We start from the raw sequence: 26,013 nt of genomic DNA on the forward strand, positions 1-26,013 counted from the left end.
CTCGATGAGGTAATCGCCTTGCGAGGATTTTGGCTATTTATTTTTTGGGCATAATACTAATTTAAGCATGTCGTGTTAGAGTTTGAACTATTTAGAAAAGTTATTCTTTGCAATTTCCTTTATATTGATTTTTGAGGTTTTTTTATGTTAGAGAAATTAGTAGATAATATGCTCGAAATATCACGTTATAGAATACATTCTTATCAGCGAGGGGTTGGCGCTGGCGTAGATAATTATCCATTGTTTGGTGTATTATTTGAGAATAAATGCGAATTACTATGTGACACTCTGCAAACAATTGAAGCGTTGCTCAAAGGGGTAGAGGAGGTGATTCATCGTAGCCCTGGAGAAATCAAACAGATAAAAGGTGAAGAATATCCAAGTCCGGAAATACCAGCTGAGCTGATTAAGTCTAAAGAGAATGTTATTAATAAATTAACACCACTCTATCGAGAAACGCTAAGCATTTTTTTAAACTATAAATTATCTTTGCTAAAAGATTTAGGGTTGCAGGAACTAAAACATACGAGTAAGTTATTTGTTGATAAGATGAGTAGGGCATATAGAAGTAATTTTTGGGAAGAAAAATCAAAAATTACTTCGTTATCAGAGTTGAGTTACGATAAATTTTCAGAAGAATTGAATAAAATTTTAAATGAGCTGCATAAGAAAAATTTTGAGAATTTCAAAAAGCAGAAGCTGCCGATTGATGAAAAAGTTCCATCAAAAAAATTCCGATAGTCAATTCAGTAGAGACATTCCTCTTTCAAGTTTTTTTGGATCGTTGGGTTTTTCTTTTGCTGAAATTTCCAGCAATATTGTCGGCGATATAGAGCGACGCCATACCGATAATGCCCCCCAGAATCACATTTTCTACGCGTTCTAAGGCGATCTGTGGCGTAGCAGTCGCAAGATAAGATGCCAATGCGATAAAAAAACACCGACAAGTAAAAGCGACACGATAAGTTTTAAAAGTCACGAGTGACATCATCACTGCTAAGACGGCGATGGAGTAAGTGACGATATTTTTAGGTAAAAACTGCCCTACAAAAAACCCTAAGGGTACCCCGATGAAAAGACCAATCAAGCGGTCTTGTATCTTCTTTTTTGAACTACTTAAATCTGCAGTAATCACTGCAGCAGTAGACCATATGACCCATTCGCCATGGGGAATCGGTTTATAAATAACAATACTTGCTGCAATTAATATCCCGAAAAAAATCGCTGCCGCTTGTTTTACCCAGTTCTCCTCTATTTTTCCCCAGGCTTCACCGTGTAAAATGCGCTGTGTTAATGATTTAAATTCAAGGCCAGAAGGATCATTGCTTAATTTAGAATCAGCCAGTGCATGCATTACGATGACCAACACCATGTTAGTGAGTAAGGCAATCGGCATTAACAACACAAATTGTCTGTAAACATGAGTGATAGCCGTGTGTTGCAAGCTTTCATGTAATTCGCAGGACAAATAAACTGCTGGGATAAAAATAAAATTAGCTAAACTGCGCAAATTAGAGTCATAGCGAGTAAAATAAATAACGCCAAAGGCAATGGCGGCAGTAAAGAAAGCGAACAAATACGGTATTTGAAAGGTAAAAAACAGTAAGGTAAAACATAGCCATATGAGTACAAACTGTAGTAGGGCTAAGTAAAGGCCGGTATGGTTGCGAGCAATGGGAACAAAAAGGGAAATTGTAACTAGCCCAACGTTAAATAATAAAGGCTCATGAAACCACAAATAGCCGATCAATATAGGTACCAGGGATAATATGCCCAGTATGAGGCTATTCCATTTGATTTCCTGTTTGATTTGATTAAAATGCATGGGTGCTTGTTATGTCAGTTTTAATTGTGTTGCCAAATAAGATAATCATATTTTCCTACAAAAAAACTGATAGTTAAAGCAAATATTTCTTCTTTAATGTTAGAAAAACTAACCAATAATCAACTTATGCTCGCCACAAAAATCCTGAAAAAATACCTGCCGGATGAATTTTCCATGACTGCTATGGGTAAATTGTTAGCCAAAGCCATGGCTAACCATGGCGCTGGCGCTTTGATTTTTTTGCAAGGCGAATTAGGTGCAGGAAAGACCACGCTGGTGCGGGGATTTTTGCAGGGTTTAGGCTATTTAGGCCGGGTTAAAAGTCCCACTTATACTCTGGTAGAATCCTATCAAGTAGGGGATGTTAGCGTGTATCATTTCGACTTTTACCGCATTAATGCTCAAGAAGAGCTGGAATTTATTGGTCTCAATGATTATTTTAGCGAGGGCGCAATTTGTCTTGTGGAATGGCCGGAGCTTGCACAAGGCTGGTTGCCTGCGCCTGATTTGGTGCTGCATATTGCAGTGCCTGATGAGGGGCGAAATCTGGAAGTAGAAGCGGTGAGCAAGTTTGGCCAACAGATTATGGAGCATCTAAGGCATGCAGCAAAGGCATTGTAAGAAGGGTTATCGCCATTGGTTATTGGGAGTCGCCCTGCTAAGTGTTTTTATGTTGACCTGGGGTAACACTGCCAAGAATACCAAGGTACATGCCTCGCCGGTTGAAAAATCCAGTCAAGCCAAGAGAAAGCAGGCCAAAGCTAAGCCAGCTGTTATGCGTTCTTTGGTTGTGGTGATTGACCCAGGACATGGTGGAAAAGACCCAGGCGCTACCGGCGTAGCTGGTAATAAAGAAAAAAACGTGGTGTTGGCTATTTCTAAAATTTTGTCTCGGGAGCTGGTGCGCCAATCCGGGGCGCGGGTATTTTTGACCAGGTCGCGTGATGAGTTTATTCCACTGCGGCAAAGATTAGCTATTGCCCGGCGTTATAAAGCGGACTTATTTATCGCAGTACATGCCGATGCAGCTTTTCAAAATACCACTGCGAATGGGGCTTCAGTGTTTGCCCTATCTGAACGCGGCGCTACCAGTGAAATGGCCAGGTGGCTGGCGGAAAAGGAAAATCAGTCTGAGTTAGTCGATGGGGTGTTTGTCAATAAAGATCAGATGCTGCGTTCAGTACTGCTGGATTTGTCGCAGACCCACACCATTAGAGTCAGTCTGGAAATGGGTCAAAATATTTTGAATCAATTGAGTACAATGACGGATTTACATTATACCCAAGTGGAGCAGGCGGCTTTTGTGGTGTTAAAGTCGCCGGATATTCCTTCCTTGCTGGTAGAAACAGGGTATCTATCGAATCCACAACAGGAGAAACAGCTAGTCAATCCGGCCTACCAACAGAAACTTGCCGCCGCCATTGCAAAAGGCGTTAAAGCCTATTTTGAGCGCCATCCGCCGCAGGCTGTCTAAATAGCGTGTTATGCGTTATAATGTAAGACTGTCTGTCATTACTTATGGCGTCAAGGATGACAAACCATAACGAAACGGCATGGTGTAGTTTTTATCACCATTTTCACTCAACTCAACCACAAGGATAGAGGTAAAAACTGTGAAAAAATCCAAGAAAGGGCAGGGAAGCCCTGAGTTAGATTTCGTTCCCGAAAATATTGAAGAATTAAAAGCCATAGAGGCAGAAGCAGAACCCGAGGATGCGGAGTTAGAGATCGGGGAAGCTGCAGAAGAGGTGCTTCTAGAAGAAGAGCTGCCCAAAGCACGTGAACGATCTAATCATAGCGCGCATTCGCGAGATCCTACGCAAATTTATCTGAGTGAAATTGGCTATGTGCCATTGATGAGTCCTGAAGAGGAGCTTAAGGTCGCGCATTTGGCAGTTAAAGGCGAAATGAAGGCGCGTGCGCGTATGATAGAAAGCAATTTGCGCCTAGTGGTAAAAATTGCCCGACATTATCTGGGTCGTGGTTTGTTATTCCTGGATTTGATCGAAGAAGGTAATCTAGGATTAATGCATGCGGTGGAAAAATTTGATCCTGATTTAGGTTTTCGTTTTTCTACCTATGCCACTTGGTGGATACGCCAAGCCATTGAGCGCGCCATCATGAATCAGCGTCGTACGATTCGCCTACCGATTCACAAAATCAAAGAATTAAATACTTATTTGCGTGCTGCGCGTCAATTAACGCAGGTCTTAGATCATGAGCCTACCTGTGAAGAGATTGCTGCCGAGGTGGATAAGCCTTTAGAAGATATCCGTTATATGTTGGAATTGAGCAAGGATACTACGTCCATTGATGTGCCTTTAGCAAAGGACACGGAAAAATCACTAGCAGAAACCTTGGTTGATGAACGCAATGTCGATCCAGGAACGCTGTTAGAAGATGAAGATATGGAAGAGCATGTGCACCTTTGGTTTGAGCAGCTTTTGCCAAAACAGCAGGAAATTTTAGCGCGGCGGTTTGGGTTATATGGTTATGAAAAAGCCACACTTGAAGAGGTAGGTAAAGCGGTGGGTTTGACGCGGGAACGGGTGCGGCAGATTCAGATTGAGGCGATTAAGCGCTTGCATGATATTGTGATGGAGCAGGGGTTTGGGGGTGATGAAGTGTAGGTTTGGGAGTTTCTTTCTTTCCTTGGCTACAGAAGCCTTGATTAAGCACTTTCCTGTTGCTGTGGGCATAGGTGTTAGGTAAAGCACTATAACTCCCTCTCCCACAAGGGGAGAGGGGATACAGTGCTTAACCTGACGCTTATGCCCACAAGGGGAGAGGATGCAGTGCTTAACTTGACGCCTATGCCACAAAGGAAAGAAGTTACAGTATACCTCCCGTTGAATTTTCTCCAAACGTCCCTATGTTCTAAAAAACACTCACTAGTGTCTAAAAACAAATCCATCCAAGAGGTAGATCCCCCATGACAACCCCAGAACAACAGGAAACTTTAAGTTTTCAGGCCGAAGTCAAACAGCTGTTACATTTAGTCACCCACGCTTTATACAGCAATAAAGAAATTTTCCTGCGTGAATTGATTTCCAATGCTTCGGATGCCGCCGATAAACTGCGCTTTGAGGCATTAGGGGATTCAGCACTGTTTGAAAATGATCCAGAACTAAAAATTCATATCAGTTTTGATAAAGAAAAACGAACTATCACGATAAAAGATAACGGCATTGGCATGAACCGCGAAGAAGTGATAGAAAATTTAGGCACTATCGCTAAATCCGGTACCCGAGAATTCTTAAGCCGTTTAAGCGGTGACCAGGCCAAAGACTCCAATTTGATAGGACAATTTGGGGTAGGGTTTTATTCCGGCTTTGTGGTGGCTGACCAAGTGATAGTAAAAACCCGCCGCGCAGGCATGACACCCGATCAAGGTGTGTATTGGGAATCAACCGGCGGTGGAGACTATATTATTAAAAATATAGAGCGACAAGAACGCGGTACCGAAGTCATTTTGCATTTGCGCACCGATGAAGATGAGTTTTTAGATGATTGGCGCTTACGCGGAATTATCACTAAATATTCTGACCATATTTTATTGCCGATTGTCATGGAAAAGGCTCAAGTTTATACAGGCGAGGAAGAAAAAAAAACAGAAACAACTGAACCTGAAACAGAGGTGGTCAATCGCGCTACCGCGCTTTGGACATTGCCAAAATCACAAATCAAAGATGAAGAATATCGAGAACTTTATAAACACATTGCCCACGATTTTGAGGAACCATTGTTGTGGTCGCATAACCGCGTAGAAGGCAAATTAGAATATATTAGTCTGCTATTTATTCCGGGACGTGCCCCCTTCGATATGTGGAATCGTGAACGTCGGCATGGCTTAAAATTGTATGTGCATCGTGTATTTATTATGGATGACGCGGAGCAGTTATTGCCAAGTTATCTGCGTTTTGTGCGCGGTATTGTCGATTCCAATGATTTGCCGCTGAATGTGTCGCGTGAAATTTTACAAAGCAGCCATATTATCGACAGCATACGCACAGGTAGCATCAAGCGCGTGTTGGATATGCTAGATGAATTGGCTAAAAACGATAGTGAAAAATACGCTAAATTCTGGTCGCAATTTGGACAGGTGTTAAAAGAAGGTCCAGGTGAGGATTATGCAAATCGTGAACGTATTGCGCGTTTGCTGCGTTTTGCTTCAACCCATAATGATTCATCTGATCAGAATGTGTCGTTTGCAGATTATGTCAGTCGTATGCCGGAGGAACAAAAGAAAATTTATTATGTGACGGCAGAAACCTATAATGCGGCCAAACATAGTCCGCATTTAGAAATTTTCCGCAAAAAAGGTATAGAAGTATTATTATTATCTGACCGTGTGGATGAATGGCTGGTTTCGCATTTGACTGAATTTGAAGGCAAGCCTTTACAATCAGTGGCTAAAGGTGACCTTGATTTAGGTGGCTTGGAAGAAAAAGAGGCTAAGGAAAAAACCAAGCAGGCTGAAGGTGAATTGGCCAGTGTGATTACGCAGATTAAAAATGTGTTGAGCGATAAAGTGAAAGAGGTACGTTTAACTGACCGTTTGACGGATTCACCGGCGTGTCTAGTAGCGGATGAGCAGGATATGAGTATCCATCTGCAGAATTTATTGCGCGATGCTGGTCAGAATTTCCCAGCCAGCAAGCCTATTTTTGAGATCAACCCAGATCATCCGTTAGTTATCAAAATGAAAGATGAAGCGGATGAGGCGCGGTTTGCGGACTGGACATGGGTGTTGTTTGAGCAAGCGCAACTGGCACAAGGTTCGGCGCTGGAAGATCCGGCTAATTTTGTTAGGCGCTTGAATGCGTTGTTGGTGGAGGCTAAGTAGGGAGGTGAATTTCACCCACTTTGAAAAAGGGGGTCGAAGGCCGCAAGGCTTGAGGGGGGATTTAAAGAGTTTTGGGTGCGCAATATGGTGTGTTAGTACTCACCGGCTCTTTAAATCCCCCCGCAGGCCTTACGGCCTACGACCCCCTTTTTCAAAGTGGGTGAGCCTCCCCAACGGCCTACGACTCACTTTTCAAAGTGAGTGAGATTCTGCCGCAGTGCTAAGCCACCTAGAGAGAAGGAAAATTAACCAGCATATTTGTTACCATCTACTTCATGACACCCTTACCAACAGTTATCTGCCTTATGGGCCCAACCGCCAGCGGTAAAACCGCTCTAGCGATTGAATTAGCCCAACAACTCCCTTGCGAAATCATCAGCGTAGATTCCGCTATGGTCTACCGTGGCATGGATATTGGTACCGCCAAACCCACCCCCGCCGAGCGCGCAAAAGCCCCCCATCGTTTGCTGGATATTTTAGATCCGGCAGAACCTTACTCAGCTGGGCAATTCTGCAATGATGCATTGCGTGAAATTGCTGAAATCACCGCTCAGGGGCGCATTCCATTGCTAGTAGGCGGTACAATGCTTTACTTCCGCGCTCTGCAGCAGGGGTTATCGAATTTACCTTCAGCCGACAAAATCGTGCGTGAACGCCTGGCCTTACAGGCAGCGGCATCCGGTTGGCCTGAAATGCATCAGTATCTAGAACAATTTGACCCCGAAGCAGCGCGACGCATCAGCCCCAATGACAGCCAACGCATCGCGCGGGCATTGGAAGTGCTGGAGCTGACCGGACGTCCTTATAGCGAAGTTTGCGCTGAAACTAAGCCAGGTAGCCCGGCCTATCACTTTATTAATATAGGCTTGATACCGGAAGACCGCTCCTGGTTACATGCCCGGATTGAACAGCGGTTTAAAGCCATGCTGCAGGCAGGCTTTATTGAGGAAGTGGCTGAGCTAAGGCGTCAAGAAGGCTTGCATGCTGATTTACCCTCAATGCGGGCAGTGGGCTATCGCCAAGTATGGGCTTATCTGGCAGGGGAACTCCCTAGACTTGAGATGGAAAAAAATGGTATAATTGCCACAAACGGATTAGCTAAAAGACAATTAACTTGGTTGCGTAGTTGGCCTGACTTATCAGTAATTTCCTGTGAAGATAAGTCGCCTGTGATGAAGTTTGTCGAGCTTTGGAAAAGCCGGAGTGATCAGCTATTGAATGTCACGTTGTCTTAAAATTATCTAAAAGAACTTTTATAATTTTGGAGCGAGACAAATGTCACTACGCAAGCGTGAAAGCAAAAAAACTGAAGAAGAATATTATGTAGCCCTCTCTGTACCAACCAATTATTTATTTATCCAAGATCCCTATCAAGAACTACAAGATCGCCTCAATGCGCAATTGCTACAGGGCAATTGTGTTCTCTTTAGAGACTTTGAAACAGCCTCAACCCCAATTGTTGAAGATGACGAAGAGGACAGAGTCGCGCAAATGATGCGTGAGCATGAGGAACAGGGTACCCAAATATTGGCGGATCTAGCAAAAAAGGGTGAACCTTCTGCGCAAGGCTGGTTGAGAAGTATAACGCCCGTAGAGCCCGAGCCAGTTGTTAGAAAAAAACATGTTGAGAGTGACCGGTTGGTTATTGGAGTGAATCACCGAGGATATCAAGAATTAGATCGGGCTGCATCTGCAAGGGAAAGTGTTGATAGCGGCTTTTTGCATTATATAACATCAGCTCATTATTTTCATCGCGAGAATCCCAAGCCGCATAATTTGGATTGGGATATGGATGCGCTATTATTTACAGCTTTGCTTCAGTTACGTAATCTCTTCTTGCATCTGTCGGAAAGTAAGACGCAGCAATCCACGACTTTTTCATCGGGTTTTGTCGATCATATGGCTTCATTAGAGCAAGATCGGATAAGACGTCAGCGAGCAGAACAGGATGAGTTTGAAAAAAGTGAGCATAGGGTTTCTACATGGCAGCGAGGGGCTTCGGAAGCAAAGGCAAAAGTAAATCCATTGGAAGAATATCAGGGTAAGGGTTTGATATTTCCACAGTTTCAAGATGATGTCGGTAAGTCGTTTTCCTGGGATAATGATGATGCATGGGATGATCCTATTCTCATGGGTACTGAGATAGTGAATCCAGTCTGTGTGGTAACGTTCGCTCCAAACAAACCTGAGTTGAAAACATTGCGTGTTTATGATCAGACTTCATTTGATAAATGTAAAAAGAATGGTGTCTTTGTAGACCCTCATAAAGGGGAGGTTGATAAGATATTTCCTCTAGATAAAGCTAGCATTAAAAAATATGTAGACAGTGAGAAGGCTCATGCTAAAGCTCTTGCCGATGCAAAGAAATCTACCACAACTGCTGAAGTGAAGTCGTCAGCATCCTCTTCGGCTCCAGCAAATCCACCTGTTGCTGATACGAATGCAGTTTCTCTTGAGCCGAAAGCTAATATTCCCGATGAGTTTAAAACTTTTGCTGTACCTCATTATGAAGGTATGGATCTTGCAGAAGAATTCTCTTTGGGAGAGGATCCTATATCGTTAGATGAATTTGAGAATCCTATCTGTATTGTAGATCGTGAATTGAAGCAGATACACATTCATGAGAAAGCTCAATATTTAAAAATGATTGAGGATCGGAAGGCAAATGGTAAAAATACTTTTCTGTGTACGAATACACGAGAACTACCAGTGACTTCTGAAACTGTTTTTGCAGTAACAAAAGAAACACTAGAGGCCTTTGTCAAACCAAAATATTATGATGAGCCGAAAGCTGCTGCTGCCAAGAAGAAAGAAGCTCAAGCGCCAAAGCCCACTAATACTGCACTTGAAGGTGAAGTCGCTAACCCTGTTGCTTCTGCTTCTCCAAATATTAATGATGAGAAAAGAGTGGCGCCAAAACCGGTTGCTCGCGAAAATGATGTTGCTGCCAGAGCTGCTTCTACTCCCTCCATTACCAGAATACAAAAAATTGAAACCGGAGATTTCAAAGGCTATGAATTTAACGCAGATGATGTGGGTTGGCGAGATGGAGATGACTATGTTTTGGGAGTTAAAGATCCTATTTGTGTGCGTTGCCCCGATAAAACCATACAAGTTTATGAGAAAGCAGATTTCGAAAAATACCGAGAAATTGCTGAATCAAAAGGGGGTAAATTTGTAGATTTTAATTCCCAAAAATTAGTAAGCAATAATGATGTGTTTTCTATGGATAGAGAGGAACTTCAAAAGCTTATCCAGGCTTCTCTACCTCCAGCTCCTTCTTTGAAGTTTTAAAGGGCGAGTTAATTTTGCTGTTGTCCCTGAGTAACCTGCCCCACTTTTTTATGGGGTGGGTGGCTCAGGATGACGTAAAACATGCCGGTAAGATGATGCTTAGCGAAGGGCGGGAAATTCAATGCGATTGCCATGGACATTATAATTATACATATCAGAAAGCTGCGTTAACAGGCTACTTCTGGTTCAGAAAACTGAACATTTGTAGTTGCTGAATCGTCACAAGCAATCAATTCAACTTCGGTTAATTTCATAGGGTTTTTCAGGTGCAATACCTGTATCCCCACCGAGCTGGCTCCGGCGATATTGTCTGCGTTATCATCAATAAATAAAGTTTCCTCTGCCAACAGCTGGTTTTGCCGCAAAATTTCCAGATATGAAGCGGGATCAGGTTTGCTCATCCCCATGCGGAAAGAGTAATATTCGCGTTCGAAATAATCCGCAAATGATTCAACACCACAACAACGTTGGGCAATATTCAACACTTCAGTGAGATGTATTTCATTGGTATTGCTAAACAAGAAAGTGCGGTAATGCTGTGACAGCTGTTTAATATAAGCAAGATTTTCAGGAGGTAGGTCAAGCAGCATGGCGTTCCAGGCCGTGTCGAAATCGCTGTCGCTTAAGTCATCAATATGCATCAAGGCTTTGAGATGTTTGCGAAAACTCTCTGAAGAAATTTTACCGGTTTCATAGGCGCTAAACAGTTCAATGCCGTGATTATGTGGGAATAAGATATCTAAATCAGGAACACCCAGGCGGGTAAATGCTTGGCGTGTTAAAGCACTCTCAATATTGAGAATGACTCCGCCTAAATCGAAAATGAGATTTTTGATGGTCATAATATTTATTTTACCATATTTCCGGTTGGGGAACACTGTCATTTAGGCATTAACGAAGTATTCCCCGCTTGCGGGCATAGGCGTCAACTTAAGAGGGAACTGATAAATATTAAACGCCGCTCTCCCTTCTCCCGCTATGCGGGAGAAGGATGAGGGAGTTTGGATTGGCTTTTGCCAGGTAATTCTGCTCAACAAAAGCCAACCCAAACTCCCTCACCCCTGCCCCTCTCCCGCAAGCGGGAGAGGGGATACAGTACTTTACTGGACAGCAATGCACCTGCGCGAGAATGACAATGCTTTCCAAGAAAAAAACCCATCAACGATTTTTACGTAAGTCTGCCTTTCTTCTCCCGCAAATCTTTTGTTTTATACCAAATAATTTACATGAAGTTAATAAAAAAAAGCCACGAAGGACTGGGCAACAGCATAAATCACATGATACACTTGCGACTTTGTTGGACTTTATAATCTATAATGAACTGCCTGACCAAGGAGAAAGGAATGACTAAAGGACATCTGCTACAAGATCCTTTTTTGGAGACTTTGTGTAAAGAAAAAGTACCAGTTTCAATTTATCTGGTAAATGGGATTAAACTACAAGGGCAAATAGAAGCCTTTGATCCCACGGTGGTGTTGTTGAAAAACACCTCCAGCCAGATTGTATACAAGCATGCGATTTCAACGATAGTTCCCGCGCGAAAAGTAGTGCTTGAAGGGTTTAATGAAGAGGAAGTCGCTGAAACCTCGGCTGCCTGAGAGTTTTCGCAAGCGCTCCTCCTTTATGTCCCCGTAGGCCTTGCGGTCTACGACTCCCTTTTTGGAAGGTGAGTGGTTACTTACCCGTGGCTTATATACAGGATTTTTGCAGCATGCATTGTTGCAAGAAATAGTGTCAGGTATTCAACCTATCATTATGATAGTTCAAAATACCTGACTATTTCCTGTGAGTTTGGAATATGTCCCTGGTGAATACTTGATTCCCTTCTGCGAACTACATAGATTCCGCTAAATAAACCAGCTATAAACATGAGCACTTGAGGCTACTTTGCAAGAAGCAACTGTATTGGTACATGTCGATTTCGATCAGGTGCATGAAGCAGAGTATATCTCCGAGTTTCGTGAGCTTGCGGTTTCTGCAGGGGCTTTACCTGTGGCATTGGTTCGCGGTGCGCGTGACGCGCCTGACCCTAAATACTTTGTTGGCAAGGGTAAAGCAGAAGAAATTCTCGAACAACTCAAAGCCACTCACGCGGAATTGGTTTTATTCAATCACGTACTATCCCCAGCGCAAAAACGTAATTTGGAAAAATTATTCCAATGTCGGGTGTTGGATAGAACGGAATTGATTTTAGACATATTCGCGCAACGCGCTCGCACTTTTGAGGGAAAGCTGCAGGTGGAATTGGCGCGTTTACAGTATTTAGCTACGCGATTGGTGCGTGGTTGGACGCATTTAGAGCGCCAAAAAGGCGGTATTGGTTTACGCGGTGGTCCAGGTGAAACTCAGCTGGAAGTTGACCGGCGTTTACTGAGAAAACGCATAGAGATGATTAGTGTGCGCCTAGAAAAAGTGCGCAGACAACGCGATTTAAGCCGTCGATCACGCCGTCGCTCCGCTATACCCAGCTTATCACTCGTGGGTTACACTAATGCGGGTAAATCTACCTTGTTTAATAAATTAACCGAGGCAGATGTTTATGTGGCTAATCAATTATTCGCCACGTTGGACCCTACTTTGCGGCGTGTAGCTTTCCCCGAAATCGGTCCCGTTGTGTTAGCGGATACGGTGGGATTTATTCGCGATTTACCCCATCACTTAGTTGATGCTTTTAGAGCCACTTTAGAAGAAGTTCTGGAGGCGGATTTATTGTTGCACGTCATTGATGCGCATAATCCAGAGCGGCAGTTGTATATAGAGCAGGTAGATAAAGTGGTCAAACAAATTGGTGCTGAAAAAGTCCCGCAGTTACAGATATTTAATAAACTGGATTTATTGCCGGATCAAACTCCTCGGATTGACCGTGATCCCGAAGGTCGTCCGTTTCGAGTTTGGGTGTCTGCGGAAACCGGCGCAGGTCTTTCTTTAGTGCATCAGGCATTGGGTGAATTATTATGCAATGACTGGGTGAATGAAGAAATTCATTTAACTGCAGCACAAGGTAAGTTGCGTGCTGCTTTGTATAAACTGGGTGCAGTGGTGAGTGAACGGCTGGAGGAGGATGGAGGTTATATGCTGTTAATAAAGTTGCCTCGAGATGAGTATGAGAAGTTGATGAGGGGGTGATTGAGTTGCCCCTTGCCAGTTTACAATGCTAAGCTTAGCTTTTGTCTAAAAGAAAACCGGAGAAAAATAGTATGCCGTGGAATCCGTCCGACCAAAACAAAGATCCTTGGGGAAGGGATAAGAATAAGCCACAAGGAGGTCCTCCTGATTTAGATGCAGTTTTTCGACAATTTAAAAATAAATTGATGACTGCTTTTGGTGGTAAAAAGGGGGGGGCAGCCGGCGGCTCAGGAACGCCAGTAAGCGTGAATGGGGTGCCGGTGTTTTTTTCTATCCTGATTATCATAGCCTTGCTGATAGTTTGGGGTTTATCAGGGATTTATATTGTTTCTCCGGCTGATCGGGCAGTCGTGCTGCGTTTTGGTGAATATGTCAGAACCGTGGGTCCGGGTCCGCACTGGATTCCACGATTTATAGAATCTGAAAAAATGGTCAATGTGCAGCGTGTGTCCAATTTCACCTACACTTCAGAAATGTTAACCAAGGATGAAAATATAGTTTCCGTCACTGTCACGGTGCCTTACCGCATTGTCGACGCTAAAAATTATTTATTCAACGTAGTTGACCCCGATGCCAGCCTAGAACAAGCCACCGCCAGTGCTCTTCGCCAAGTGGTGGGGCATAGCACTCTGGATCAATTGTTAACCACTGGTCGCCAACAAATACGTGACCAAGTTGCCACGCAGTTGCGGCAGATTGTTGAAAGTTATCACTCAGGCCTTTTAGTCACTGACGTCACTTTGCAACCTATTAAACCACCCGAACCTGTCACCGATGCTTTTGACGATGTGATCAAAGCGCGTGAAGATCAGCAGTCTTATATCAACAAAGCCGACGCCTATGCCAAGCAAGTTGCTGCAGTTGCTGATGGTCAGATTGCTCGTATCATGCAAGAAGCAGATGCCTACCAGAAGGAAGTGGTGTCTGGCTCCAAAGCAGCCACAGCGGGTTTTTTAGCATTATTACCTGAATATCAGAAAAATCCGACTGTAACAGAAGCGCGGTTATATTTGAGCGCGATGGAAACTATTTTAACCAAGGCAAGCAAGGTATTCGTAGATCAAAAAGGTAGTAATCAAATGTTTTATCTACCTTTGGATAAAATTATGGCAACGACTTCTCAGTCTTCACCGCCAACAGCTGCTGCTACACCAGAAGATAATACTCAACAACAATTGGCCGAGATGAGTAGCGCCATTGCAGCGGCAGGTGGAAATAGCGCAACAGGTCGAAGTGGTTATCCGGTTAGGGGAGGTAACTAATGCATACGTTAAAAACTTTTTTTATAGTAGTAGCTGTCATCATAGTGATTGCTTTATATAGCAGTATGTATACCGTCAGTGAAGGTCAACAGGCACTATTGCTGCGTTTGGGACAAATTGAACAAACGGCAGACGGTAAAGCCAAAGTGATTAAACCTGGGTTACATTTTAAGATCCCATTTTTAAATCAAGTGCAGAAATTTGATGTGCGTTTGCAGATGTTAACTGTGCAATCTTCACGTATTTTAACGCAAGATCAAAAATACGTATTGGTGGATTATTACATCAAATGGCGGATAGAGGATTTGCCATTGTATTATCAACGTACAGGCGGTGATCCTTTACGTGCTGAAACTTTATTGCAGCAGCAGGTAAATGGTGCGCTGCTCACTGAATTTGGCCAACGTACACTGACAGAAATGGTTTCAGGTGAACGGGTGAATGTGATGTCGGTACTGAAAGATAGTGCCAATGCCACTGCAAAAAATTTAGGTATTTGGATAGCGGATGTCCGCATTAAAAGTATAGATTTACCTAAAGAAGTCAGTGAAAAAGTCTACAATAATATGCGCACCAAACGTGAACAAGATGCGACCCAATATCGTGCCGATGGCCGCGCTAAAGCTGAAGCCATAAAAGCAACTGCGGAAGCCAAAGCGGCTATTGCAGTGGCACAAGCGCAAGTTGCAGCTGCTAACATTCGTGCCCAAGGCGTATCACAAGCATCACAAATTTATGCTGATGCTTACAGCAAAAGCCCAGAGTTTTATGCATTTTACCGTAGTCTTGAAGCGTATAAAGTTGGTTTCAATAATAAGACAGATTTGTTAATTCTGACGCCTGATAGCGAATTCTTTAAATATTTTAATAATCTGCCGGGTAAAGCAGTTAGCAGCCAACCCAGTCAAGCAACAGGCGGACATTAAGCATGGCGAAAAATATAATTGTAGTGGGCACGCAATGGGGTGATGAAGGCAAGGGAAAGATTGTTGATTTACTCACAGACCATGCTGCAGGTGTGGTGCGTTTTCAAGGCGGTCACAATGCTGGGCATACTTTGGTTATCAATGGGGAAAAAACGGTTTTGCGACTTTTGCCTTCAGGTATTCTGCGTGAGGGGGTACGTTGTTTTATTGGTAATGGGGTGGTCATATCGCCAGAAGCGTTGATTAAAGAAATAAAGGAACTGGAAGAGAAAAACATTCCGGTATCTCAGCGTCTCAATATCAGTCAGTCTTGCTGTTTGTTACTTCCACATCATGTGGCGTTGGATCAAGCGCGTGAAAAAGCCAAAGGTCAAGCAGCCATTGGTACGACAGGTCGCGGCATTGGTCCCGCGTATGAAGATAAAATTGCGCGCCGTAGTTTGCGCGTGATGGATTTGTTAAATCCAGAACTTTTACGCATAAAGTTGCAGGAAATCACTGACTACCACAATTTTATGTTAGTCAATTATTTTGGCTTGTCTGCTATTTCGTTTGATAAGGTATTGGATGAGTTGTTAGCTTATGCTGAAATTTTAAAACCGATGATTAGCGATGTATCTTTGATGTTAGAATCCATTCGTGCGCAGGGTGGCCCGCTGTTATTTGAGGGTGCGCAAGGCACTTATCTTGATATCGATCATGGCACTTATCCTTTTGTCACTTCTTCTAATACCACAGCCGGCGCAGCGGCGACGGGCAGTGGTTTGGGTCCCTTAGATTTTGATTATGTATTGGGTATTGCGAAGGCTTATACCACGCGTGTCGGCGGTGGTCCATTTCCTTCTGAGCTTAAAGATCAGGTAGGCCAACAATTAGCAGAGCGCGGTCAGGAGTTTGGTGCCGTAACCGGTCGGCCTAGACGTTGTGGTTGGTTTGATGTGGCTTTGATGCGCCGGTCAGTGCAGCTGAATAGTTTATCTAGTTTGTGCATCACTAAATTAGATGTGCTTGATCCGTTTGCGGTGCTGCGTTTGTGTGTTGGGTATCGCTATCAAGGGCAGTTATTATCAGTGCCTACCGCGGATACGGAGGTATTTTCGCAATGTGAACCGGTTTATGAAGATATCGAAGGTTGGCAGCAGACGACATTTGGCATCACGACTTGGAATGATTTGCCCAGAAACGCGCAAAATTATCTTAAGCGTATTGAAGAGTTGGTGGGAGTGCCTATATCCATTGTTTCAACCGGTCCAGATCGGGAGCACACCGTTGTGCTTGAGCATCCGTTGGCGGGGCAAAAGCGTCAGAGTAGGGTTTTTTCTTCGTCTAGGGGTGTTTTTGAATAAATAGAGCTTGCTTCACCCCCTTTGAAAAAGGGGGCCGTAGGCCATAAGGCCTACGGGGGGATTTAAAGAGTTTTGGGTGCGCAATATGGTGTGTTAGTACTCCCAGCTTTTCAAATCCCCCTCAGGCCTTCAGCCTTCGACCCCCTTTTTCAAAGGGGGTAAGAAGCGCCTGTTGACAGTCTTAACTTCAAATCCAGCAACCGCGGCTCCAGTTTTGCAGCATATTGATCAAACCCACTATTGCGAAACGCCTTAAGCTGTTCAATACATTGCTTTTGCAGCATAGCAATCTCAGGGCTAGTGTAAACTTGTTTACCGCCACGGAAAATCGGTACCAGCAAATCTGCCTGATGCTCTGCTTCAGGAAACAGAGCGCGATCATCAATACCCGTTTCCACATCATAAATCACATCACCCAGAAAACTTCCTCCCTGAAAATAACGTCGTGTGGCAAGTATCCCGGGTAGAGTTGTTTTATTTGGGCTATCAGAAATTTTAAGCTTATAGTCCCACTGCTGTGCAGCATTTTTTATCGCACTTAATTTGTAAACAAAGTCCATTGCGGGTTGGTCATAAGCGGTCACCAGGCGTGTACCTACTCCCCAAAGATCAATCGCAGCGCCATTGGCTTTTAAATTAGCTATAGAATATTCGTCCAAATCGCCACTGGCCAAAATCTGTGTTTCTTGAAAACCAGCCGCATCGAGCATTTTGCGTCCAGCTTGACTCAAGACGGCAAGATCACCTGAGTCTAAGCGAATAGCCAGCAGTTTATGCCCTTGTTCGTGCAGGGTTTTGCCAATTTTAATGGCGTTATGAATACCTTGCAGGGTATTGTAAGTATCCACCAGCAAAATCACGTTAGTGGGCATAGCCTTAGCAAAACCCGCAAAAGCACTCAGTTCATCATCGAAGGCCATAATCCAGCTGTGTGCTTGAGTTCCCATGGCGGGAATATGATAAAGCTGGCCGGCTAATACATTAGAAGTACCTGTACAACCCCCGATGTATGCAGCTCGGCTGGCTAACAGTCCGCCATCAGGACCTTGGGCGCGCCGTAATCCGAACTCTATAACCGGATTGGGATTGGCTGCATAGCAGATACGCGTCGCTTTAGTGGCAATAAGCGAGGAAAAATTAATGAAGTTAATCAAAGCAGTTTCTAGCAGCTGACACTGCAAAATAGGTCCTTTAATGCGCAATAAAGGTTCGTGAGGGAATACCACTGTACCTTCAGGAATAGCATCGATATCGCAGCTGAAACGTAATTCGGCAAGAAATTTTAAAAATTCTTCCGTGAATAATGGGGTATTGGCAGGGGATTTCAGGGTGCGTAGGTAATTGAGTTCAGCTTCAGCAAATTTCCAATGGTTGATGAAATCTATGATATTTTCAAGGCCGCAGCAGATCGTGTAGTTTCCTTGAAACGGGTGACGCCGGAAAAATAAATGGAATACTGCTTCTTGTTGGTGTTTATTCAGTTGCCAATAGCTGAAAGCCATGGCGAGCTGGTAAAAGTCAGTTAATAAGGGGGAGAAGGTGGGGGTTGGCATATTGGTTAGGGTAAGTTCCAGAAGGTAGCTTTTTTTCTCCTTCTCCCATCCCACAAGGGGATTCCCTTCGGTCACAGACGGGAGAAGGAAAAAGGCCAGGGCTGTAAGAGGAATTTTAACTTACATCATTGGTCCGGTAGGCGGCATACCTCCGCCCTTTAACATATTCAGATTCCGCATCATTCGCATCATATTATTACCTTTGAGTTTTTTCATCATTTTTTGCATCTGCAGAAATTGTTTTAGCATACGATTGATGTCTTGCACCTGAGTGCCAGAACCTGCCGCAATGCGGCGTTTGCGTGAGCCGCCGATTAATTCTACATGGCGTCTTTCTTTGGGTGTCATGGAATTAATAATTGCTTCCATTTGCTTGAATAATTTATCACTCACCATATTTTGGGCGGCAGGTGGAATAGCCATGCCTGGAAATTTACTTAGAATAGAAGACAAGCCACCCATATTGCGCATTTGTTGCAATTGCATTAGGAAGTCATTCAGATCAAATTCTTTACCGCCTTTTTTGATTTTTTTGGCAAGTTTCTTGGCTTGTTTCTGGTCTACCTTGCGCTGCACCTCTTCAACCAAAGAAAGAATGTCACCCATACCCAAAATGCGTGAGGCCATACGATCTGGATAAAATGCGTCCAAAGCATCAATTTTTTCGCCTACGCCGACAAACTTAATCGGTTTGCCAGTGATATGTCGAATAGACAGTGCAGCGCCGCCACGTGCGTCGCCGTCAATTTTGGTGAGGATAATTCCGGTTAGGGGTAGCGCATCATTGAAGGCTTTAGCCGTGTTGGCGGCATCCTGGCCGGTCATGCTATCGACTACGAATAAAGTCTCTATCGGATTGATGGCTTGGTGGATTTCGCGGATTTCCGCCATCATTTCTTGATCGATATGCAAGCGACCGGCGGTATCAATTAGCACCACATCAATAAATTGTGATTTAGCTTGCTGTATAGCACCCTTTGCAATAGCAACCGGTGATTGACTGGCGTCACTGGGATAGAATTCGACGCCAATTTGTTCAGCCAGGGTTTTTAACTGTGCTATCGCAGCGGGGCGGTAAATATCGGCGCTGGTGACTAATACGCTTTTGTTTTTACGTGTTTTTAACCAGTTTGCGAGTTTTGCTGTGGTGGTGGTTTTTCCTGAACCCTGTAATCCAGCCAGCAAAATAATGGCTGGCGGCTGGGTTTGTAGATTGATATCGGCATAAACTGAACCCAGTAGCTCTAAGATGGCATCATGGACGATTTTAACTAAGGCTTCTCCGGGTTTTAAGCTGCGTAAAACCTCGGCGCCTAGGGCTTTAGAGCGTACCGTCGTTAAAAAATCATTGATAACCGGCAAAGCCACGTCGGCTTCAAGGAGCGCTAAGCGTACTTCCTGCAAGGTTTCTTTAATATTGTCTTCAGTTAGGCGGCCTTGGCCGGTGATACGTTTTAAACTTTGGGTTAATTTTTCTGTTAGGGAGTCGAACATAGGTTTCCGTTAAAAATAATGGGATAATGTGATATTGTGAACGTTTGTTATGGCTGTGTTGTGTCATTATACCTTGAACTTATTTATCGGAGAAGATTAAAGTCATATGCACGTTATATTACCCATTGTGTGCATCTTGCTCTATCTTTTTTCAGCTACAACCCAGTATCTGGGTTTGCTGGGTCGATTCCGGCATACCGGCTTACTTGTGATGGTGTCAGGCATTCTGGCTGTATTGACCCATGGTGAGCTATTGCATAGCTGGATTGACTTGGCTATTGGCCAGAATCTCACTTTTTTTAATATGTTTTCCTTCATCATTTGGCTGATCTGTCTTTGGGTACTCTTGGGGACGGTGCGGCATCCTTTACAGAATTTATGCGTATTTACTTTCCCTTTGGCGGCGCTTTCGGTGTTGTTAGCGGCCGTTTTTCCTGGGTATTATGTATTGCACACAGCACAAAATCCCAAACAATTAATTCACATTTTGACTGCAGCGGTCGCATTTAGTGTATTGGGTGTAGCTGCGTTTCAGACTGTATTGTTACGCATTCAAGAGGGTTTATTGCGGCGTAATTATGTGGGGAATTTTATTGAAAAATTGCCTCCTTTGGAAACGATGGAGCGATTGTTGTTTCAAATGATAGGGTTAGGATTTTTTCTATTGACGCTAGTATTAATTACGAGTATGTATTTTTTTAATGATTTGTTTAAACTACCCTTGCTCCAAAAAACGATCTTGGTGCTGATTATCTGGGTTATTTTCGCAGTTCTGCTGGTGGGGCGTTATTTTTTTGGTTGGCGTGGGCGTAAAATTGTGTATTACACGTTTAGCGGGTTTATTTTATTGACGGTGGTTTACTTTAGTAGCTAAAAGAAAAAGTATTCTAATATAGGGAAAAGGGGCATTGAGTCATATCCATTTATTGATTATAGCATTAATTGCTCTGATACTGATTTCGGGTTTTTTTTCAGGTTCAGAGACAGCCATGATGGCGATCAATCGCTACCGGTTACGCCATTTATTACGGAAAAATCATAAAGCGGCTAAGCGAGTTAGCCAGTTGCTTGAGCGTCCTGATCGGTTGCTGGGGGTGATACTGATTGGTAATACTTTTGCGAATATGTTGGTGTCTGCAGTCGCTACAGTGATTGCTATCACATTGTTTGGGAAGGTCGCGGTGGTTCCTGCCACGATAATCGTTGCATTGCTGGTGCTTATTTTTGCTGAAATCACGCCAAAAACCTTGGCAGCTTTACAACCTGAGCGTTTCGCATTTCCAGCATCATTTATATTGCGGTTGTTGTTGAAACTGACTTATCCAGTGGTATGGGTAGCCAGTAGTATTTCCAATAATTTTTTAAAGCTGTTCAAAGTGAATATTAGGAAAAAAACCACCGATGATTTGACGGGTGAAGAAATACGTACCTTGGTATTTGAGTCCGCCGGTCAATTAGCGATGGGTTCTAAGCACATGATGTTGGGTGTTTTAGACTTAAGTGCTATTACGGTGGATGATATCAAAGTGCAGCGCAATGATATTGTAGGGATCAATCTGAATGACCCATGGTCAGCTATTTTGCAGCAGCTTTCCACCAGCCAGCACACCCGTTTGCCAGTATTCCGAGAGGACATCAATAATGTGCAGGGCATTTTGCATTTACGCAAGGCATTAAATTTGGCAGCCTTGGGTCAATTAGATGAAGAAAAGCTGTTGTCGATCCTGGAGGAGGTTTATTTTATTCCTGAAGGTACATTGCTGAATGTACAGTTGGTCAATTTTAAATTGCAAAAGCGCCGCATGGGTTTGGTTGTAGATGAATATGGTGATATTCAGGGTTTATTGACCTTAGATGACATTTTAGAGGAGATTGTGGGTGAGTTTACGACCAATTTACCGGGGTCGCAAAAGCACATCAAGCAACTACGTGATGGGAGTTTTCTTGTCGATGGTGGGATGAGTATCCGCAGTTTGAATCGTGAAATGCATTGGGTATTGCCAATCACTGGTCCAAAAACTTTAAGTGGTCTTATTGTGGAAAGTCTTGAGATTATTCCTGACTCTGGTGTCTGTTTAAGTATTCATGGATATCGGATGGAAGTGCTCCAAACTGAAGAGAATACAGTTAAATTAGTGAAGATTTATCCGAAATAAAGTGTGTGGGAATTTAGGATTTCGCTCCTTTTTCAAAGGTGTGAATAATGACTGGATTTTAAGGAGAGTTGATAATGACGGCGAATACCGCGAATAAAAAAGGCTATTTATTACCAAATTTACGTGCTTTCACATTGATAGAAATGCTGATGATCTTGGTAGTTCTGATGAGTTTGTTAATATTTGTAGTACCGGCGGGTCGTGATTTTTTGGGTCAGCATCGCGCCATTGCTGGAGCCAATAGAATTGTCGGTGGTTTATATTTGGCGCGTAGTGAAGCAGTTCATCGAGGTCAGAAGATTATTTTTTGTAAAAGCGTGGATGGTAAAACTTGTGGTGGTAATTGGAGTGATGGACAACTTATTTTGGATGAAAAAGGCAATGTGCTGCGGCGTTTTCCAGCATTACCCGTGCAAGATACATTAATTTGGAACAGCAGCGCAGGTAAAGATGAAAAAGTTGAGTGGTTGCCTACGGGTTTTACCAATGGTCAGCGCGGTACATTTTATTATTGTGCGGGTCATTCTAATGCAACGTATTCACAGGCCATTGTTTTATTAAACACGGGACGCCTGTATGTTTCACCGATTGAGGTTCAGGATTATGCTAAGTATTGTCCACAAGGTTAGAAATTTGGTTGTATAATTTAAATAGTGATATTATTTTGTTAATGATATATCAAATACAGAGGGTGTATAGATTATGATACGAACAGTTATTAGCTTATCTGAATCAGATAAAGAATGGATTATTAAGCAGGCAAAAAAAATCATACCACAATAACTGCAGTTATTCGTTTAGCTGTCAGACAATATCGTAAAGAAGCACAGCAACGACAGACTAAGCCCGCATCTTTTAAAAATCTTTTGCATAAAACTGCAGGGATTTGGAAATCGGGAGATGGTCTGGATTTTCAGAAAAAAATAAGAGATGAATGGAAATAAAATGACTAAATTTTTATTGGATTCTATTCTGTCATTATAATTGATCATTTAAATAATATTCCCGATGCTGCTGAATTTATTGAGAAAAATTATGAGATTAGCTTATTGTCTGTGATTACTCGTGCTGAAGTGCTAGTAGGTGTCATTCATGAGGATAGTATTAACGTAAAACGATTTTTGGATTTTTTTGAAGCGGTGCCGATTACTTTAGAAATAGCTGATTTAGCTGCGGAACTGCGCAATAAATATAAATGGCGATTGCCTGATGCTTTGCAGGCTGCTATTTGTACATATTATGATCTTACTTTGGTAACGCGAAATACTAAGGATTTCTCATCTAAGAAACATCATTTTGTATACATTCCTTATCAAACTCACTACAACTAGAAAACTCCAAGAATGCAATTTAAAAATTCGTCAATCTCTTCCAGCATATTATCAAAATCAGGATTATAACTTAACCGTTGCATGGTATGCAGGGATAAATTTTTTTTACTGATGCTGCCGTTATAGATTTTTTTATCTATCGGAATATTATGCTGATAGTGTGCAAAATCCTGATAAACACCCTGTGCGCCATAATAATAATTGTCTGGAGCAAAAGGCATGCAAGTATGAGAAAAATCCAGAATATTTTTTTCTGGAAAGTAACTGGTTCTTTGTTTGATGCGCGGGTCAGTTACAACAATCGGTTGCGGGGTGTAAAGCAATAAACGGCTCTGTGGATTAGGTAGTTGTTTGAAAAGATCAAGAACGCCATCAGCTATGACGGTTTCATCAGTAGTGCTTTGTGTGATAAACAAAGGCATCTTTAAGGGTTTTTTTTGCAATAATGCGTGGGTTTCTCTGGCTAGTTTGCAACCCTGGAAAGCCGCATTAAAACAAAAAGATTCATATTTAGTATAACTTTTTTGCGAATTTCTTCGATACCATTTTAAGTTGGGGAATAACCAGTTAATTAATTTAAGTGATTGGCCTAGATAAGCAAGTCGGCAGCGCCAAAGTTTTATTGCCGGTGCGAACAGTATTAATCCGCGAACTTCAGGATGTCTGATGGCTTTGTGTAAAGCCAAGGTGCCGCCTAATGAGAAGCCGCCAATAAAAATTTGTTCTACTTCTTGTTGTAAACTCGCAAAGCCATAATCCACAACTTTGATCCATTCATTACGTTTTATATTCAATAAATCACCTGGAACGGTTCCGTGTCCAGGTAATAATATGCTGCGAACAATAAATCCTTGGCTTAAAAGATGTTTGCCCAGATCCATCATTGAGAAAGGTGAGTCGTATAATCCGTGTATCAGTAAAATTCCTCGTTTAGGTTTGTGAGGGGATGGAATCCAATTATAAGGACTGTTTGCAGTTAGGATATTATCTTGATTGGTTGGCGTGATATCAATTCTGGCATTTTTGAGCATGCCTTGTGTTTGCTGTATATAATCAGCGAACGTTATGGAATTATTATGGAATTGGCTGTTTAAATTTGTGGGGTGTAATAGTCGTGGGTCGATGTTCATTGGATATTATTAGCGTATGAAAATTTATATTTGCAAAAATGATTTATGTCTATTATATGTTCAGATTGATGACTTACTTTAACCTAAATTTGCCCCTGCTGTCATCCTGGATCATGACAGCCAATGCTGCTCAGGATGGCAGCTGAAGAGAAACCATGCCATTTAACCCTGAAATTTTAAAACAGCATTTAGATTTCTGTCGCCCCACTCAGGTACTAGTTGCCTATAGTGGTGGTCTGGATTCACATGTATTGTTGCATAGCATAGCTAGCTTGCGTAGGTTGCATCCGCAGTTGGAAATGCGTGCTATACATATCAATCATGGTCTTAGTCCTAAAGCGCAAGATTGGGCAGAGCATTGTCGCCAAGTATGTCAGGCGCTCAATATAACTTTTCTAGTCAAATCTGTTGATGTCAGGCAGCATTTAGCCAATTGGAGTCTGGAAGAAGCGGCGAGAAATCTGCGTTATGAGGCATTAGCGAGTGAAATGCGCGTTGGAGAGTATCTATTGTTGGCGCATACCGAGGACGATCAGGCGGAAACTTTGTTGTTGCAATTACTGCGGGGTTCAGGTGTCAGAGGGTTAGCGGCCATGCCATTAGCTAAGCCATTTGCTACAGGTAGTTTAATCCGGCCGTTATTACACATCAGCCGCAAGGCGCTCCAGCATTATGCGATCCAGCATCAGTTAACCTGGGTGGAAGATGAATCTAACCTGCTGCTTACCCTGGATCGCAATTATCTACGCCACCAAGTACTACCACCGCTGGCAACACGCTGGCCGCAAGTCAAAAAAGTGCTATCACGGGTAGCAAAGCATTGTGCTGAGGCTGTCGAGTTAGTGGAAGAGTTGGCTGCAGTGGATTTATCGCAGGCCGGCGGAGAGCTTCCGCATACACTTTCTGTTGCTGCTTTGGTGAAGTTATCTCCGGCTCGACAGAAAAATGTACTGCGTTTTTGGCTCAAGAGCTTGCAGCTTCCAGTCCCCAATGCCAGTCGGCTCGCACAATTGCAACAGGATTTTTTGTATTCTAAAGAACATAGAACCCCGAAAATGACTTGGTCTGGAGTTGAGATAAGACGTTTTAATGATAGTTTATATGCAATGCCAGCACTGCCCGCTCATGATGCGAAAATAGTTTTCTCTTGGGATATGACACAACCGTTAGTGATACCGGGTTTGGGAATATTAACCGCAAAACCTGGTGAGGAAGGGGTGGAAATTTTAGCGGGGGCGGAAGTAACAGTGCGTTTCCGGCAGGGGGGAGAGCGATTTCATCCCTTGGGTCGTAGTGGTTCACATCCCTTGAAGAAATTATTTCAAGAATGGCGCATCCCACCCTGGCAGCGTGACCGCTTGCCCTTGATTTACTTTGATGAGGATTTGGCCGTAGTGCCTAATCATGCAGTGGCTAAAAAGTATGCCGCAAGTGGCCATAGACGCGGATTGGTCATGCTGGTAGAATTTAATCCCGGGGTATGATTGTTAAATCGTAACTATTCACCACAGGATTGAAACGGCCATATTTTCCCAATCTCACCCCTAAAAATTTAGGAAAAATGCTCGCATACTCTGTGTATGCTGCGCTTTTTCCTAAATTTTTAGGGCAGACCTTGGAAAAATCTGACCGTTTTTTGCTACTTCAAACAATGTGCTGAATAGTTACGTTAAATCTTGGTTCTTTCCCCATGATTCCTACCAAGAACACCAAAGTTTCGTAAC

21 protein-coding genes and 1 pseudogene are annotated in these 26,013 nt (G+C 43.1%); 17 read left to right on the forward strand and 5 right to left on the reverse strand.

The features are described from left to right. Positions 1–144 precede the first annotated feature (144 nt). Positions 145–741 carry a hypothetical protein gene (locus VHE99_10055; GenBank protein ID HVV69354.1) on the forward strand — a complete coding sequence of 199 codons (597 nt, stop codon included), beginning with the start codon at positions 145–147 and terminating at the stop codon, positions 739–741. A gap of 25 nt (positions 742–766) precedes the next feature. On the opposite strand, the gene VHE99_10060 is transcribed toward VHE99_10055, so the two are convergent. Then, complete coding sequence (locus VHE99_10060; GenBank protein ID HVV69355.1) at positions 767–1,825, reverse strand: FUSC family protein; 1,059 nt, start codon at positions 1,823–1,825, stop codon at positions 767–769. Positions 1,826–1,921: 96 nt separating this feature from the next. Between VHE99_10060 and tsaE the strand changes: the two genes are divergently transcribed. The 6 genes and pseudogenes from tsaE to VHE99_10090 all read left to right on the forward strand — a co-directional run bounded on the left by tsaE (position 1,922) and on the right by VHE99_10090 (position 9,965). Beyond that, positions 1,922–2,446 carry a tRNA (adenosine(37)-N6)-threonylcarbamoyltransferase complex ATPase subunit type 1 TsaE gene (gene tsaE / locus VHE99_10065; protein ID HVV69356.1) on the forward strand — a complete coding sequence of 175 codons (525 nt, stop codon included), beginning with the start codon at positions 1,922–1,924 and terminating at the stop codon, positions 2,444–2,446. Between the two features lie 67 nt (positions 2,447–2,513). Beyond that, a pseudogene (locus VHE99_10070) lies at positions 2,514–3,299 on the forward strand (N-acetylmuramoyl-L-alanine amidase). 139 nt (positions 3,300–3,438) lie between these two features. Further along, on the forward strand, positions 3,439–4,455 hold the full coding sequence (gene rpoS / locus VHE99_10075; protein ID HVV69357.1) for an RNA polymerase sigma factor RpoS: 1,017 nt from the start codon (positions 3,439–3,441) through the stop codon (positions 4,453–4,455). A 302-nt stretch (positions 4,456–4,757) separates the two neighbouring features. Then, a complete protein-coding gene (gene htpG / locus VHE99_10080; GenBank protein HVV69358.1) occupies positions 4,758–6,671 on the forward strand; it encodes a molecular chaperone HtpG in 1,914 nt (637 codons plus the stop codon). Positions 6,672–6,976: 305 nt separating this feature from the next. Further along, positions 6,977–7,906, forward strand: coding sequence for a tRNA (adenosine(37)-N6)-dimethylallyltransferase MiaA (miaA, locus tag VHE99_10085; GenBank protein HVV69359.1), 930 nt, complete (start codon positions 6,977–6,979; stop codon positions 7,904–7,906). Positions 7,907–7,946: 40 nt separating this feature from the next. Then, on the forward strand, positions 7,947–9,965 hold the full coding sequence (locus tag VHE99_10090) for a hypothetical protein (GenBank protein HVV69360.1): 2,019 nt from the start codon (positions 7,947–7,949) through the stop codon (positions 9,963–9,965). Positions 9,966–10,132: 167 nt separating this feature from the next. On the opposite strand, the gene VHE99_10095 is transcribed toward VHE99_10090, so the two are convergent. Beyond that, complete coding sequence (locus VHE99_10095; protein ID HVV69361.1) at positions 10,133–10,807, reverse strand: HAD family phosphatase; 675 nt, start codon at positions 10,805–10,807, stop codon at positions 10,133–10,135. A 501-nt stretch (positions 10,808–11,308) separates the two neighbouring features. Here VHE99_10095 and hfq point away from each other — a divergent pair. From hfq to VHE99_10120, 5 genes are all read left to right on the forward strand, one after another. After that, the gene (gene hfq, locus VHE99_10100; protein ID HVV69362.1) at positions 11,309–11,563 is read left to right on the forward strand and encodes an RNA chaperone Hfq; all 255 of its coding nucleotides are present in this window, start codon (positions 11,309–11,311) and stop codon (positions 11,561–11,563) included. Positions 11,564–11,852: 289 nt separating this feature from the next. Beyond that, a complete protein-coding gene (gene hflX / locus VHE99_10105; GenBank protein ID HVV69363.1) occupies positions 11,853–13,091 on the forward strand; it encodes a ribosome rescue GTPase HflX in 1,239 nt (412 codons plus the stop codon). A gap of 71 nt (positions 13,092–13,162) precedes the next feature. Further along, on the forward strand, positions 13,163–14,353 hold the full coding sequence (hflK, locus tag VHE99_10110; protein HVV69364.1) for an FtsH protease activity modulator HflK: 1,191 nt from the start codon (positions 13,163–13,165) through the stop codon (positions 14,351–14,353). Continuing rightward, entirely contained in the window at positions 14,353–15,279 is a 927-nt protein-coding gene (gene hflC / locus VHE99_10115) for a protease modulator HflC (protein ID HVV69365.1), read from the forward strand. The genes hflK and hflC overlap by 1 nt, the downstream gene beginning before the upstream one ends. A gap of 2 nt (positions 15,280–15,281) precedes the next feature. Further along, the gene (locus VHE99_10120) at positions 15,282–16,625 is read left to right on the forward strand and encodes an adenylosuccinate synthase (protein ID HVV69366.1); all 1,344 of its coding nucleotides are present in this window, start codon (positions 15,282–15,284) and stop codon (positions 16,623–16,625) included. Between the two features lie 149 nt (positions 16,626–16,774). Here the strand turns inward: VHE99_10120 and VHE99_10125 are convergent, their stop codons facing one another. Further along, positions 16,775–18,178 (reverse strand): nicotinate phosphoribosyltransferase, encoded by a 1,404-nt coding sequence (locus VHE99_10125; GenBank protein ID HVV69367.1) that lies wholly within the window; start codon positions 18,176–18,178, stop codon positions 16,775–16,777. 120 nt (positions 18,179–18,298) lie between these two features. Next, positions 18,299–19,672 (reverse strand): signal recognition particle protein, encoded by a 1,374-nt coding sequence (gene ffh / locus VHE99_10130; protein HVV69368.1) that lies wholly within the window; start codon positions 19,670–19,672, stop codon positions 18,299–18,301. Between the two features lie 106 nt (positions 19,673–19,778). On the opposite strand from ffh, the gene ccsA reads away from it, so the two are divergent. The 4 genes from ccsA to VHE99_10150 all read left to right on the forward strand — a co-directional run bounded on the left by ccsA (position 19,779) and on the right by VHE99_10150 (position 23,159). Next, the gene (gene ccsA, locus VHE99_10135; GenBank protein HVV69369.1) at positions 19,779–20,546 is read left to right on the forward strand and encodes a cytochrome c biogenesis protein CcsA; all 768 of its coding nucleotides are present in this window, start codon (positions 19,779–19,781) and stop codon (positions 20,544–20,546) included. A gap of 34 nt (positions 20,547–20,580) precedes the next feature. Beyond that, positions 20,581–21,828, forward strand: a complete 1,248-nt coding sequence (locus VHE99_10140) for an HlyC/CorC family transporter (protein ID HVV69370.1) — start codon at positions 20,581–20,583, stop codon at positions 21,826–21,828. A 74-nt stretch (positions 21,829–21,902) separates the two neighbouring features. Continuing rightward, complete coding sequence (locus VHE99_10145; GenBank protein ID HVV69371.1) at positions 21,903–22,457, forward strand: GspH/FimT family pseudopilin; 555 nt, start codon at positions 21,903–21,905, stop codon at positions 22,455–22,457. Between the two features lie 411 nt (positions 22,458–22,868). After that, positions 22,869–23,159 (forward strand): PIN domain-containing protein, encoded by a 291-nt coding sequence (locus VHE99_10150; GenBank protein HVV69372.1) that lies wholly within the window; start codon positions 22,869–22,871, stop codon positions 23,157–23,159. On the opposite strand, the gene VHE99_10155 is transcribed toward VHE99_10150, so the two are convergent. Then, entirely contained in the window at positions 23,156–24,289 is a 1,134-nt protein-coding gene (locus tag VHE99_10155; GenBank protein ID HVV69373.1) for an alpha/beta fold hydrolase, read from the reverse strand. The two genes, VHE99_10150 and VHE99_10155, sit on opposite strands and share 4 nt — an antisense overlap. A gap of 155 nt (positions 24,290–24,444) precedes the next feature. On the opposite strand from VHE99_10155, the gene tilS reads away from it, so the two are divergent. After that, complete coding sequence (tilS, locus tag VHE99_10160) at positions 24,445–25,773, forward strand: tRNA lysidine(34) synthetase TilS (protein HVV69374.1); 1,329 nt, start codon at positions 24,445–24,447, stop codon at positions 25,771–25,773. The last annotated feature ends 240 nt before the right edge of the window (positions 25,774–26,013 follow it).

This window comes from Gammaproteobacteria bacterium, assembly GCA_035546635.1.
Taxonomy (GTDB): Bacteria; Pseudomonadota; Gammaproteobacteria; order JAURND01; family JAURND01; genus DASZWJ01.